The sequence below is a fragment of the Streptomyces sp. NBC_01268 genome (assembly GCF_036240795.1).
Lineage (GTDB): Bacteria > Actinomycetota > Actinomycetes > Streptomycetales > Streptomycetaceae > Streptomyces.
The window spans coordinates 7,054,656-7,068,333 of the sequence record NZ_CP108454.1 but is presented as its reverse complement, the minus strand read 5'-3'; the positions used below and the strand labels follow the sequence as shown (position 1 = coordinate 7,068,333).

At 71.4% G+C, this 13,678-nt stretch carries 10 protein-coding genes and 1 pseudogene; 6 read left to right on the top strand and 5 right to left on the bottom strand.

All coding sequences use genetic code 11. The features are described from left to right. Positions 1-19: 19 nt before the first annotated feature. Positions 20-2,551 (bottom strand): ATP-binding protein, encoded by a 2,532-nt coding sequence (locus OG309_RS31805; protein ID WP_329426125.1) that lies wholly within the window; start codon positions 2,549-2,551, stop codon positions 20-22. Continuing rightward, on the bottom strand, positions 2,548-2,637 hold the full coding sequence (gene kdpF / locus OG309_RS31800) for a K(+)-transporting ATPase subunit F (RefSeq protein ID WP_329426123.1): 90 nt from the start codon (positions 2,635-2,637) through the stop codon (positions 2,548-2,550). Before kdpF ends, OG309_RS31805 begins: the two co-directional genes overlap by 4 nt. Before the next feature lie 879 nt (positions 2,638-3,516). Between kdpF and kdpB the strand changes: the two genes are divergently transcribed. The 4 genes from kdpB (at position 3,517) to OG309_RS31780 (ending at position 8,275) form a co-directional block, all read left to right on the top strand. Next, entirely contained in the window at positions 3,517-5,658 is a 2,142-nt protein-coding gene (gene kdpB / locus OG309_RS31795) for a potassium-transporting ATPase subunit KdpB (protein WP_443067606.1), read from the top strand. 265 nt (positions 5,659-5,923) lie between these two features. Next, positions 5,924-6,733, top strand: a complete 810-nt coding sequence (locus tag OG309_RS31790; RefSeq protein ID WP_329426121.1) for an SDR family NAD(P)-dependent oxidoreductase — start codon at positions 5,924-5,926, stop codon at positions 6,731-6,733. Positions 6,734-6,886: 153 nt separating this feature from the next. After that, positions 6,887-7,672: a GNAT family N-acetyltransferase gene (locus OG309_RS31785; RefSeq protein WP_329426120.1), complete on the top strand. Its 786-nt coding sequence runs from the start codon at positions 6,887-6,889 to the stop codon at positions 7,670-7,672. Positions 7,673-7,717: 45 nt separating this feature from the next. Next, the gene (locus OG309_RS31780; protein ID WP_329426119.1) at positions 7,718-8,275 is read left to right on the top strand and encodes a hypothetical protein; all 558 of its coding nucleotides are present in this window, start codon (positions 7,718-7,720) and stop codon (positions 8,273-8,275) included. Here the strand turns inward: OG309_RS31780 and OG309_RS31775 are convergent. Beyond that, entirely contained in the window at positions 8,261-9,019 is a 759-nt protein-coding gene (locus OG309_RS31775; protein ID WP_329426117.1) for a DUF4118 domain-containing protein, read from the bottom strand. The genes OG309_RS31780 and OG309_RS31775 overlap by 15 nt on opposite strands. Positions 9,020-9,202: 183 nt before the next feature. Here OG309_RS31775 and OG309_RS31770 point away from each other — a divergent pair, with 183 nt between their 5' ends. Then, positions 9,203-11,158 (top strand): amino acid transporter, encoded by a 1,956-nt coding sequence (locus tag OG309_RS31770; RefSeq protein ID WP_329426116.1) that lies wholly within the window; start codon positions 9,203-9,205, stop codon positions 11,156-11,158. Here the strand turns inward: OG309_RS31770 and OG309_RS31765 are convergent. After that, positions 11,155-11,418 carry a hypothetical protein gene (locus OG309_RS31765; protein ID WP_329426114.1) on the bottom strand — a complete coding sequence of 88 codons (264 nt, stop codon included), beginning with the start codon at positions 11,416-11,418 and terminating at the stop codon, positions 11,155-11,157. The genes OG309_RS31770 and OG309_RS31765 overlap by 4 nt on opposite strands. 14 nt (positions 11,419-11,432) lie before the next feature. Here OG309_RS31765 and OG309_RS31760 point away from each other — a divergent pair. After that, positions 11,433-11,708: pseudogene (locus OG309_RS31760) on the top strand (TetR/AcrR family transcriptional regulator); the annotation flags it as partial. Positions 11,709-11,742: 34 nt separating this feature from the next. Here OG309_RS31760 and OG309_RS31755 read toward each other — a convergent pair. Beyond that, positions 11,743-13,581 carry an APC family permease gene (locus tag OG309_RS31755; RefSeq protein WP_329426113.1) on the bottom strand — a complete coding sequence of 613 codons (1,839 nt, stop codon included), beginning with the start codon at positions 13,579-13,581 and terminating at the stop codon, positions 11,743-11,745. Positions 13,582-13,678 lie beyond the last annotated feature (97 nt).

The window sequence follows — 13,678 nt, the reverse complement described above, 5'->3', positions numbered from 1 at the left end:
AACACCGGGTTCGGCTCACTCATCGGGCCACCCGCGTGACTCCGTCGGTGCCGCTCCTCTCCAGCGGTGCGCAGGGCAGGCTGATGACCATGGTCAGGCCGCCGCCCGGGGTGTCCTCGGGGGTGAGCGTGCCGCCCATCGCCTCGGTCAGCCCTCGGGAGAGTGCGAGGCCGAGGCCGACGCCCGTGGTGTTGTCGGTGTCACCGAGGCGTTGGAAGGGCTCGAAGGCCTGTTCGTGGACGCCTGCGGGGAGGCCCGGGCCGCGGTCGACGATCCGGACCTCCACGCGGCCCGCGAGGCTGCTGGCGGTGATCAGGACCGGGTGCTCGGGCGGGGCGAAGCGGGTGGCGTTGGCGACCAGATTGGCGACGACCCGTTCGAGGAGGGGCGGGTCGGCGAGGACCGCGGGGGTGTTCTCCAGGCTGCCGACCGTGGGCGGACGGGAACCGGGTGGCAGGGTGCCGAGGGCCGAGGGGATGACCTCTTCCAGGGTGGTGGGTCGTAGTGACAGGGAGAGTGCCCCGGCCTGGAGGCGGCTCATGTCGAGGAGGTTGTCGATGAGCCGGCCGAGCCGGGCCATGGAGGTGTCGGCGGTGTCGAGGAGCTCTTGACGTTCCTCCTCGGTGAACTCGACGTCGGGGCTGCGCAGCGAGGCGACCGCGGCCCAGCCGCTTGCGAGCGGGGTGCGCAGGTCGTGGCTGACGGCGGCGAGGAGCGCGGTGCGCATGCGGTCCGCGGCCCGTACGGGTTCCACCTCGGCGGCGGCCTCGGCGAGCCGGTCACGTTCGGCGGCGGCGGAGACGTGGGCAGCGAACGCGGCGAGGACGCGCCGGTCGGAGGACGAGAGGGGCCGGCCGCGCAGGACGAGGTGCAGGTCGTCGTCGACGACGACGCCGGTGATGTCCATGCCGTCGTCCGGTCCCGCCTCCCGGGCGGCGCCGAGTTCGGCCGAGTCCATGAGCTCGGCCGACGCCATCCCGAAGGCCTCCTTGGCCCGGCCGAGCAGGGCGGAGATGGCCTCCTCGCCACGGACGATGGAGCCCGCGAGCGAGGACAGGGTCTCGGCCTCGGCGGTGGCGCGGGCGGCTCTGCGGGAGAGCCGTAGGGACCGGTCGACGGCCGCGGCGACGACACCCGCGACGACGGCGAAGACGACGAGCGCGAGGACGTTGTCCGGGTCCTGGAAGCTGAACTGACCCACCGGCGGTATGAACCAGTAGTTGAGCAGCAGGGAGGCAGTGAGCGCGGCGACGAGCGCGGAGGCGACACCGCCGATGCACGCGACGCCCACCACGGTGAGGAGGAAGAGCAGCGCCTCACTGGTGAGGTTGAGCGTGCCGCGGGCGCGGTCGAGCACCAGGGTCAGCAGCACCGGCAGAACCAGTCCGGCGACGGGTCCGGCGACGAGCCGGGAGGTCGGCAGGGTGCGGCGCCGGGAGGGCAGCAGGCGGCCGCGTCCGGCCCGCTCGTGGGTGACCATGTGGACGTCGATGTCGCCGGAGAGCGCGACGGTCGTCTCGCCGATGCCCCGCCCGGTGAGGAATCGTTCCAGCCGCCGGCGGCGGCTGGTGCCGACGACGAGCTGGGTGGCGTTCTCCGCGCGGGCGAAGTCGGTCAGGGCCGTGGGCACGTCCTCGCCGACGACTGTGTGGTAGCTGCCGCCCAGGTCTTCGACGAGCCGGCGCTGACGACCCAGAGCGGCGGCGGAGGCGCCCGCGCTCAGTGCGTCGCTGCGCGCCACGTACACGGCGAGGAGTTCGCCGTGGGCGGCGCGGGCGGAGATGCGAGCGGCCCGGCGGATCAGGGTCTCCCCCTCGGGCCCGCCGGTGAGCGCCACGACGACCCGCTCGCGGGTCTCCCAGACTCCGCCGATGCGGTGTTCCGACCGGTAGGCGCGCAAGGCGTCGTCCACGCGGTCTGCCAGCCACAGCAGGGCGAGTTCACGCAGAGCGGTGAGGTTGCCGATGCGGTAGTAGCGGGCGAGGGCGGCGTCGACCTCACCGGGCGGGAGGATGTCGCCGTGGGCCATCCGGCGGCGCAGAGCCTCGGGCGCCACGTCGACGAGCTCGATCTGGTCCGCGCCGCGTACGACCGTGTCGGGGACGGTCTCCCCGCCGGGCAGTTCCGTGATCCGCTCGACGACGTCGCTGAGCGATTCCAGGTGCTGGATGTCGAGCGTCGTGACGACGTCGATTCCGGCGGCGAGGAGTTCGTCCACGTCCTGCCAGCGGCGCTCGTTGCGGCAGCCGGGGGCGTTGGCGTGGGCGAGGTCGTCCACGAGGACGACTTCGGGGCGGCGGCGCAGCACCGCGTCCAGGTCGAGCTCCCGGCCCCGGGACGCGACCCGTTCGAGCCCTTGGAGCATCGTCTCCGTGTAGGGGCGCCCGTGTGACTCCACGAGTCCGGCGACCACGTCCGTGCCTCGCGCCGCCCTGCGGCGACCCTCGTCGAGCATCCGGCACGTCTTGCCCGCGCCCCGGGCGGCCCCGAGGTAGACCTTGAGCCGGCCGCGGCGACCACGGGCCGCGTCGGCGGGGTTCCGGGCGTTCAAAACTTCTCGGGCTTGATGAAGGCGGCCACCAGGTAACCGACCAGGGCGACCGCGACGATCAGACCGACGACGTTCTCGACACTCATGTTCCAGACTGCCCCTTCGACTGCGCGGCATTTCCTCGGAATTGCGCGCGTGTCGCACGCACTCCCGAAGAAGACGCCCCTCGTCATGTCCTGCGCAGCCACCTTGACGGCTCCCTGGCGCCCAGGCCCGTGATGCTGACAGGCTCTTGACGCGATCCGTACGGACGTCATCCGCGGTTCGCACAGCCAGGCACAGAAACCGAGAACGGGCCGGGGTGCCGTTCCAGGAGTGCGTGTCAGAACTCCCGGGACACCCCGGCCCGCGGCCGGCCCGGCCCGCGACCCCCCTCAGGGTCACGGGCCGGGCGGGGCCCCTGGCCGGACGGCCGTCGCATGGCGTTGGGCTTCTGTCGGGGCCCCCGCCCCCAGACTGTGCCCTGTACCGGCGCCGATGGTCGTGCGCCCGCCGAACCGACGGTCGTCCGTCCCCCCGTGCCGATCAGTCTTGACCGGGCGAGAACCGAAAACGATCGCTGTTGACGCGACCCTGACGCACCGCACGCGAGTCCTGACACCGTCCTGACAGACGGCGCGGCGGGGTGCAAGGAAACCGTCAGAGCCACGCCCCAGACCGTCAGAGGGACGTCAACGTCCGTCCGTGCGGACGGAGTCGGCGACTACATTCAGCAACCGCCGCTCACCGCCGAGGACGTCAGTGGCTCGACCCTCCTCGACGAAGGCCGCTCGGTGCCATGCCTCCCCATCCGCATGCGCCGAGCCGGGAACGGCGCCCTGCCGATCACCTCCCATCCTCGGGATCGGCAGGGCGCCTCGCTCCCGTCCCTCTGTCCGACGCACCCGGAACTCCCGGTGCGTCCTGCCGGTCCAGCCGTCGCCCGCCGTCCCGGGCGGCGGCTCCTTCATGAAGGTCCTGACCCCATGAATCCCGCCGCTCCAGTCCACCAGGCGCCTTCCCTCCCGCCCCTCACGCATCCACCACGGCGCAGACGCGGCGTGGAGGGTGGGCTGCTCGACCCCGCCCAGATGATCAGCTCGTTCCCCGACGCCCTCCGGAAACTTCATCCACGGCACCTGGTCCGTAACCCGGTCCTGTTCGTCGTCGGGGTCGGCTCGGTCCTCACCACCTTGTCCGCGGTCGTCAATCCGTCCGTGTTCACCTGGGTGATCAGCGCCTGGCTGTGGCTGACGGTCGTCTTCGCCAACCTGGCCGAGGCGGTCGCCGAAGGACGAGGCCGGGCACAGGCCGAGTCGCTGCGGAAGGCCCGTACGGACACGGTGGCCCTGCGCCTCCGGCACTGGCGGTACGGGACGGATCTCGACCGGGCGGAGACGGAGGCCGTGGCCGCCACGGATCTGAAGATGTTCGACTTCGTACTCGTCGAGGCGGGCGAGCTGATCCCGGCCGACGGCGATGTGGTCGACGGGGTCGCGGCGGTCGACGAGTCCGCCGTCACCGGTGAATCGGCCCCGGTCATCCGCGAGGCGGGCGGCGACCGGACGGGAGTGACGGGCGGTACGACGGTGCTGTCGGACCGGATCGTCGTACGGGTCACCTCACGCCCCGGCCACTCCTTCATGGACCGGATGATCGCCCTGGTCGAGGGCGCTTCCCGGCAGAAGACGCCGAACGAGATCGCGCTGAACATCCTGCTCGCCGCGCTCACCGTCGTCTTCGTCCTCGTCGTCGTCGCCATCCAGCCCATGGCCACGTACGCGGGCGCGGCCCCCTCCACCACCGTCCTCGTCGCCCTGCTCGTGACGCTCATCCCGACGACGATCGGCGCGCTGCTCTCGGCCATCGGCATCGCCGGCATGGACCGGCTCGTCCAGCGCAACGTCCTCGCCATGTCCGGCCGGGCCGTCGAGGCCGCCGGCGACATCAACACACTCCTCCTCGACAAGACGGGGACCATCACCCTCGGCAACCGGGAGGCCGCGGACTTCGTCCCGCTGCCAGGCATCGACGAGGCCATGCTCGCGAACGCCGCCCAACTGTCCTCGCTCGCCGACGAGACGCCCGAAGGCCGCTCGGTGGTCGTCCTGGCGAAGGAGCGGTACGGGCTGCGGGCCCCGGCCGACGGCGAGCTCGCGAACGCCCGGTTCGTGGAGTTCAGCGCGCAGACCCGGATGAGCGGCATCGACCTCCGCTGGGACAACGGCGCCGCCTGCCACATCCGCAAGGGGGCGACGGCTCAGGTCATCGCCTGGGTGGAGATGTACGGCGGGAAGGTTCCCGGCGAGGCGGGCGCCTGGAGCGACCAGATCTCGGCGGCCGGCGGCACCCCGCTCCTGGTCGCCGTCAACGACTGGGACGGTCCCCGTGTCCTCGGCATCGTCCACCTCAAGGACGTGGTGAAGGACGGCATCAAGGAACGGTTCGCGGAGCTGCGCCGTATGGGCATCCGCACGGTCATGATCACCGGTGACAACCCGCTGACCGCGCGCGCCATCGCCCACGAGGCCGGGGTCGACGACTTCCTCGCCGAAGCCACCCCCGAGGACAAGCTCGCCCTCATCAAGAAGGAGCAGGAGGGCGGCAAGCTGGTCGCGATGACGGGAGACGGCACGAACGACGCTCCGGCGCTCGCCCAGGCGGACGTCGGCGTGGCCATGAACACGGGCACGTCGGCCGCGAAGGAGGCCGGCAACATGGTCGACCTCGACTCCAACCCGACCAAACTCATCGAGATCGTCCAGATCGGCAAACAACTCCTCATCACCCGAGGCGCGTTGACGACCTTCTCGATCACGAACGACGTGGCCAAGTACTTCGCGATCATCCCCGCGATGTTCGCCGGCGCCTATCCAGGCCTCGAAGCGCTCAACATCATGGGTCTGCACAGCCCCACCTCGGCGATCACCTCCGCCATCATCTTCAACGCCCTGATCATCGTGGCGCTCATCCCACTCGCGCTGCGCGGCGTCCGCTACACGCCCGCATCGGCGCACGACCTGCTCCGCCGCAACCTGCTGCTCTACGGTCTCGGCGGCCTCGTCCTGCCGTTCATCGGCATCAAGGCCATCGACCTGCTCGTGTCGATGATTCCGGGGCTCGGGTGAATCTCCGTCAGGGCGGCGTCAGGGAAGGGCCTTTGGCCTTGCCCCGGGATGTGTCCCGGGATTGGATGAGAAGCGTGAACAGCGCGTGGCTCCTGCTCGACCGGCCGCCTCATCAGGCGTCGCCGAGTCGCACGCCCCGCTGCCGACCGGGCGCGTCCGCCCTGCGCTGACGCCTGCCCGCGCCACGTCACAGGGGCGCCGTGACCGTCGCAACCGGTCACGGCGCCCCTCTTCTCGTACCTCATCGACCATCCCTGGATGAACCATGTCTTCTTCCTCCCTGTCCGGACGCACCGTGCTCGTCACCGGCGCCACCTCCGGCATCGGCCACCAGACCGCCCGGCAGCTGGCCGAGCGCGGCGCCACCGTGCTCCTCCACGGCCGGACCACCGAGGAGGCGCACGCCGCCCTCGACCGTCTCGTCACGCTCTCCGACGTCTCCGCCGGGCAACTGTGCCCCTTCGGCGCCGACTTCTCCCGTCTGGAGGAGGTCGAGCAGCTCGCCACCCGGGTCCTCGCCGAGCACCCGCACCTGGACGTCCTGGTCAACAACGCGGGCATGGCGGCTCCCGAGCGGCACACCGTCACCATCGACGGCAACGAGATCGCCTTCCAGGTCAACTTCCTCGCCCACTACCTCCTGACCAACCTCCTGGAGCCGGCCCTGACCTCCGAGCCGGGCGGCCGCGTCGTCAACGTCTCCTCCTCCCTGCACCGCACCGGCTCCATCCAGTGGGCCGACCCCAACCGCGCCCGCCGCTACTCCCGGCTCGCCGCCTACGCCCAGTCGCAGCTGGCCCTGACGGTCTTCACCGCCGACCCCCGGGTCACCGCCGTTTCCGTCCACCCCGGCATCTGCACCACCAGCCTGCTGCCGCTGTACGCGCACGAGGGCGTCTCCCCCGCCGAGGGCGCCGCCCATGTCGTACGGCTCTGCGACCCGGCCGTCGAGATCGTCAACGGCGCGTACTACGACCGCGAACACCGCGTCGCACCCGCGCCCGCAGCCACCGAGGAGCGCACGATCAAGCGCCTCACCAAGCTCGCCGACGTCCTCGTCGGCCACACCGCCTGAAGGGAACCCGAGGCATGTCCAAGCGCGCCCGCAAGAAGAAGGCCCGCCGCAAGAAGAACGCGAACCACGGCCGTAAGGCCTGCGGAAGCTGACCCCGACCGGGGCGGCCCGCCCCGTGGCCGGCCGCCCCGTGTCCGTACCGGAGGTTCTCCCGTGATCCCTCACCCCGCCCACCAGCCGCCCGCCTGCGCCCGCGTCTTCCCCGTCGGCGGACCGGGCACCGCCGCCCTCGCCGAGCACGTCCTCGCGACCGGCCACGGCACCTGGTGGACCGACCGCACCGAACGCCCCCGCGTCATCGCCGTCACCTGCGGCGACCACGCCCTCCTGGCCGGCGACCCCACCGCCCTCACCCCCACCGACCTCGCCCCGCTGACCGGTCACTGTGTCGAGGCATCCGACCGCTTCCTGCCGGTGCTCGGCGCCGCTTTCGACCGCCTGCACCCCTGGGACCGCATGCTCTACATGCACCACGCGGCCGGGGCTCCACCACGCGTGCCGCGCGCGGTGACGGTACGGCGGCTCACTTCCGAGGACGGCCCGGCGCTCGCGGCGCTCGACCCCTCCATGAGTTGGATCCACGCCACATGGGGCGGTCCCGCGGGCCTCGCCGCCTCAGGGCAGGGCTGGGCAGCCTTCCGTAAGGGCCGTGTCCTCGCGCTGGCCTGCACGCGCTTCACCGGAAGCCGGTACGAGGACGTGGCCTGCGCCACCGACCCCTCCGAGCGACGGCAGCACCTCGCCCTCGCCTGCGTCCAGGGCCTCACCGCCGACATCACCGCCCGCGGCCGAACCGCCACATGGAGCTGCTCCCGCGACAACCGTGCCAGCCGCCTCCTGGCCTGGACGGCCGGCTTCCGCCTCGTCCGCGAGTACGTGCACCACACGACCGGACCCATCGCCGTCAGCAACCCGTCAATCCTGCGGGCAGCAGCGTAAACACGGCGTACGAGCCCGGTGGCGGGGCCGGGCAACGGTCCTAGCGTGAGCGCCATGAAGCCGTTCCGTCGCATCGCCCGTCGTGCAACCGACGTCCCCGGCGACGTCCTGTCAGACGCGGGGTGGCCGGGAGAGGCTCGCGCCGCCGTCGGCTGCGCGGCGCTCCTGCTGGCGGCGTCGCTGACCGTCGACGCCGGCACGCACGGCCTGACGCTGCTCCGCACGGTGGGATTCATCGCTCTCGCGTCGCTCTTGCTGGTGGTCCTGCTGCCCCCGCGGGTCAGCGCCACACCGGACCTGCTGATCGTCCAGGGCCTGTGGGTGACGCGGACGGTCCGCATGGACCGGCTCACGGCGCTCGCCTGGCCGGCCGGAGGCACCTCGCATCGTGTGATGCTCAGGGATACGGAAGGCGGTCGAGCCGAGGTCGACCTGCGCGTTCTCACCGCCAATCCGGCGCTCTGGCTCCGCCTCGAGGCCGGCGCCCGCGCCTCCTTGCAGCGCGGCACGCTGAGCCCCGGCACCCGCGATCTGGCCCGGCTCTCCCTCTACATCCACCACGAGACGACACGGTCGGTTCTCAAGGTCTCAGGGCTGGGCTAGATCCTTCTGGCCGCTGAGCGCGAGCGCGGCCAGCCCCGCCAGGTCGACGGCGACCAGCCGGGCCTCCGGCGACGCCGGTGCGACCCCTGGCACAGGAGTCATCACGAAGACCCCGTGGCAGCGCCCGTGGGCGACGGCCCACAACTCCGTCTCCCCGTCCGGCCAGCCCTGTCGGTCCAGGTCCCAGATCCAGCCTTCGACGCGCAACGAGCCGTCGGGTTCCAGTCCGGGCGGCGGACCGTCGACGGGCCCCGAACCACGCACGAAGCGACAGCCGCGCAGATCGAGGACCTCGATGAGGTCCTCCCGGATCCGCTCGACGAGCTCGTCGGCCGAGCATCGGCCCGACCGGACCAGCCTCGACACGGCATGCAGCCGCTCCAGGTGCTGGGCATCGGAGACCGCGGCCCTCCGCAGCACGCGGGCACGGGCCGACAGCTGGGACACGACCAGGCCGACGAACAGCAGCAGCACCGCCGTCTCGGCGTCGGCGCGGTCCTGGATGTGGAAGCTCTGGTACGGCTCGGTATGGAAGAAGTCGAACCAGGCGACCGCAGACAAGGCTGCCAGCGCCCCGGCGAACCGATTGCCGAGGGCCGACACGGCCACGACCACGACGACGAGCAGCAACGCCAGATTCGTGTGCGAGAGGCTCGTCCGCAGCGGCACCAGCGCCAGCCCCATCAGAAACGGTGCGAGGACCGCGGCCGACATCGCGACCGCGTCCCGGAGTGACGTCCGCATTCACGGCCTCCTCCGCGTACGACTCAAGGCTGCCCCCGATGTGAGGGACGTGACACCCGACCGGGCCATCTTGACGCTTTCCTGACGCGCGACCCGGAGTCTGCCACGGGTGCTCTGCTTAGGCTGGCTCGGCCGTCAGCGTGATGGCAAGAAACGATCGCCTTGAACACCCGGGGACAACCGATGGCCGCCACGAACGACGCTCGTACCGCCCGATTGCGAGCGTGGATGCTGGAGGGGCTGTCCGACATGGGCAAGGGCAAGCCCTCCCGCCCCAAGGAGCCCGCCGCGGACGCCGGGCACAAGGGGCAGCCCTGGTGGCGGGTCATGTGCCTGACCGGTGTCGACTACTTCTCCACCCTCGGCTACCAGCCCGGCATCGCCGCCCTGGCCGCCGGCCTCCTTTCTCCCGTGGCCACGATCGTGCTGGTGATCGTCACCCTGGCCGGCGCCCTGCCGGTCTACCGGCGGGTGGCGGAGGAGAGCCCGCACGGCGAGGGCTCGATCGCCATGCTGGCGCGCCTGCTGTCCTTCTGGAAGGGCAAGCTCTTCGTCCTCACCCTGCTGGGCTTCGCGGCGACCGACTTCCTCATCACCATCACGCTGTCGGCGGCCGACGCCTCCACCCACCTGGTGGAGAACCCCCACCTGGAGTCGGCCCTGCACGACAAGCAGGTGCTGATCACCATGATCCTCATCGCGCTGCTCGGCGCGGTGTTCCTCAAGGGCTTCCTGGAGGCGATCGGCGTCGCCGTCGCCCTCGTCGGCATCTACCTGGCCCTGAACGCGGTCGTCGTGGTCAACGGCCTGTGGCATGTCCTGACGGAGGGCCATGTCGTCACCGACTGGACCACCGCACTGACCGCCGAACACGGCAACGTCTTCGCCATGATCGGCGTCGCCCTGCTCGTCTTCCCCAAGCTCGCGCTCGGTCTGTCCGGCTTCGAGACCGGCGTCGCCGTCATGCCCCACGTCCAGGGCGACCTCGATGACACCGAGGCGAAGCCGACCGGGCGGATCCGCGGCACCAAGAAGCTGCTGACGACGGCCGCGCTGATCATGAGCGTCTTCCTGATCACCACCAGCTTCATCACCACCGTGCTGATCCCCGAGAAGGAGTTCGAGTCCGGCGGCAGCGCCAACGGGCGCGCGCTCGCCTATCTCGCCCACGAGTACCTGGGCAACACCTTCGGCACCGTCTACGACATCGCCACCATCGCGATCCTGTGGTTCGCGGGCGCCTCGGCCATGGCCGGCCTGCTCAACCTGATGCCCCGCTACCTGCCCAAGTACGGCATGGCCCCCCACTGGGCCCGCGCGGTGCGCCCCATGGTGATCGTCTTCACCCTGGTCGCCTTCCTCGTGACGTGGATCTTCGACGCCGACGTCGACGCCCAGGGCGGCGCGTACGCCACCGGCGTCCTCGTCCTGATCTCCTCGGCCGCCATCGCCGTCACCATCGCCGCGCGCAAGGCCGGCCAGCGCGGCTGGACCATCGGCTTCGGCGTCATCTCCGTCGTCTTCCTCTACACCACCGTCGTCAACGTCATCGAACGACCCGACGGCGTGAAGATCGGCGCCTGCTTCATCGCCGGCATCATCCTCATCTCCCTCCTCTCCCGCCTCGGCCGCGCCTTCGAGCTCCGCGTCACCCACATCGAGCTCGACGACATGGCCGAGCGCTTCATCCAGGACATCTCCCGCCGCACCCCCCGCTTCATCGCCAACGAACCCGGCGACCGGGACGCCGACGAGTACCGCGCGAAGAAGGACCAGATCCGCGCCGACAACGACATCCCCGGCACCGAGGACTTCGTCTTCGTCGAGGTCACGATCACCGACCCGTCCGAGTTCGAGGCCGGCCTGACCGTGAAGGGCGAAGTCCTCCACGACCGCTTCCGGGTCCTCACCGTGGAGAGCTCCTCCGTCCCCAACGCCCTCGCGGCCCTGCTCCTCCATTCGCGCGACCTCACCGGCACCCGCCCGCACATCTACTTCGAGTGGACCGAGGGCAACCCCTTCGCCAACTTCCTCCGCTTCTTCCTCTTCGGCCAGGGCGAGATCGCCCCCGTCACCCGCGAGATCCTGCGCGAGGCCGAATCCGACCGGGACCGGCGCCCCCGCGTCCACGTCGGCTAGCTGGACGGCGGACCGGTTGAAGAGGCGGCCACCCAGGTCGACCCCGGTGACGCGACCGGCGGCGTCGCGGGTGAAGAAGCCGCGCTGCCCGCGAGGGTGCCCTCGGTGAGGACGTATTCGTCGCCGTCGCCGGGCAGGAAGCCCATGGCGGCGGGGGCGACGTCCGGCGGCATGTCGGCTTCCGAGGCCTGGCGGAGCTCCGGCTTGATCTCCACGGCCAGGGTGAGCCGCGTGCCGTCGGTGGCGATGTCGAGATTCATGGTACGAGAAGGCCGGCTTCGCGCCCGCCGACGCCGACCGGGCCGCGGCCACCGTCTTCGTCTACGTCCTCGGCAGCGCGCTGGGCGCCGCCGCGCACGTCTCGCTGACCCGCCGCCTCGGCAAGGGCGGCGACCCGGAGAAAGAGCTGGCCGACGCGATGGCGGCGGCCACCGAGGTCGCCATGCACTTCCCCCGTCTGCGCGAACGCCTCGACGGCAGCGCCGCGGCCGAGTACACCGCCGCCCCCGACCGCACCTTCGCGTTCGGCCTCGCGGCGATCCTCGACGGCTTCGAGGCGCAGCTGACAGGGACGAGCCAGCCGGCTAACGAGCCCCGAGCCGGAACCTCAGCCGGCAGATCACGGCATCCGTGTCCCTGCGCACGGCGTGGGCCACGACCGCGCCCCGCTGGTTCTGCAGCAGCCGCTGCCACAGGTGCTCCGGCTCGGCCTCCGGGATCAGCACAGTGACCCGGGTGCCCGGCGCGGCCGCGCGCAGCTCGCGTACGTAGGAGCTGACGGGCCGGCCGAGCGAGCGCCTCTCGGAGGAGAGCCGCACCAGCGGAATGCCCGGGTTCCACAGCGCCCAGTCCCGCTCCAGCGCCTCGGTCTGCCCACGGTCCTCGGGGTCGGGGTGGCAGACGGTCACGGCCCGGACCTCGTCACCGAGGGAGACGGCGGCGGTGAGGGCCTCGCTGGTGAGCCGTGTGAGCGAGGAGACGGGGACCAGGACGAGGGAGCGCTCACGGTGCGGCGGTTCGGGGACGCGGCCGACGCCCAGGCGCTCGCCGATCCGCCCGTAAGCGCGGTGGACGGTCTCGAAGGCGAGGACGAGGAGCGGCAGGGCGATCACGATCAGCCAGGCACCGTCGTGGAACTTCGCGGCAGTGACGACGATCGCGGAGACGCCGGTCAGGACGGCACCGAGACCGTTGAGGAAGGCCCTGCCCCACTGCCGGGTGGCCCGCCAGTGCAGCACCATGCCGGTCTGGGCGATGGTGAAGCCCACGAACACCCCGATCGCGAAAAGCGGAACCAGGGTGTTGGTGTCACCGCCGGAGAACACCAGCAGCGCCGCCGACACCACCGCCAGCCACACCACGCCGTGCCGGTGCACCTGACGGTCGGCCTTGAGCCCGAAGACGTGCGGAACGTAATTGTCACGCGCCAACAGCTTCAGCAGGACGGGCAGGCCTCCGAAGGACGTGTTCGCAGACAACGCGAGGAGCACCATGGTCGCGAACTGTATGACGTAGAAGGCCCAGTTGTGCCCCAGGGAGGCGTCGGCGAGCTGGGCGAGGACGGTGACGCCCTCCACCGGCTGGAGCCCGAAGCGGGAGATCAGCACCGACAGTCCGATCAGCATCACACCGAGCAGTGCCCCCAGCGCGACCTCCGCGCGCATCGCCCGCCGGGCGGCCGGCGCCCGGAAGGAGGGCACGGCGTTGGCTATCGCCTCGACACCGGTCAAGGCGGAGCAGCCGGATGCGAACGCCTTGAGCAGGAGCAGGGCGCCGACGGTGGTGGCGTTGTCGGCGAGGACGGAGGCGTGCCCGTCGGAGGCGGCGGTGGAGACGGGCGCGTCGCGGAACAGGCCGACGGCGATCATGGCGAGGATCGCGCCGACGAAGACGGCGGTCGGCGCGATGAACGCGCGGGCCGAGTCGACGATCCCGCGCAGGTTCACGGCCGTGATGAGCACCAGGACGCCCAGGCAGATCACCAGCCGGTCGCCATACAGGCCCGGGAAGGCCGACGTCAGCGCGGCCACACCCGCCGTCACGGCCACGGCCACGTTGAGGACGTAGTCCAGGACCAGCGAGCCGGCCGCGACCAGACTCGTCCGCCGCCCCAAGTGCGCCTTCGCCACGGCGTAGGAGCCGCCGCCGTCCGGGAACGCGGCGATGACCTGCCGGTACGAGGCGACCAGGACGGCCAGCAGGCCCGCGATGGCGAGCGTGACCGGGAGCGTGAAACCGAGCCCGTACCCGCCGGCCGCGGCCAGCACCAGCACGATGGCCTCGGGCCCGTACGCCACCGACGCCATCGCGTCCAGCGACAGCGCGGCCAGACCGGTGACGGCGGTCAGCTTGTGCCGCGCCCCGCTGTCAGGGGGCTCCTCGGCACCGGGCACGGCGTCCTTCTCGGTGGTCAAGGTGGTCATGCGGACGGACTCCTTCACATCGGGCTCCGATCAGCGTCCGGCCCCACCCCGGGCATGTCTGCCCTTCCTGGCGCGTTCTTGGCGCCACCCGCCCTTC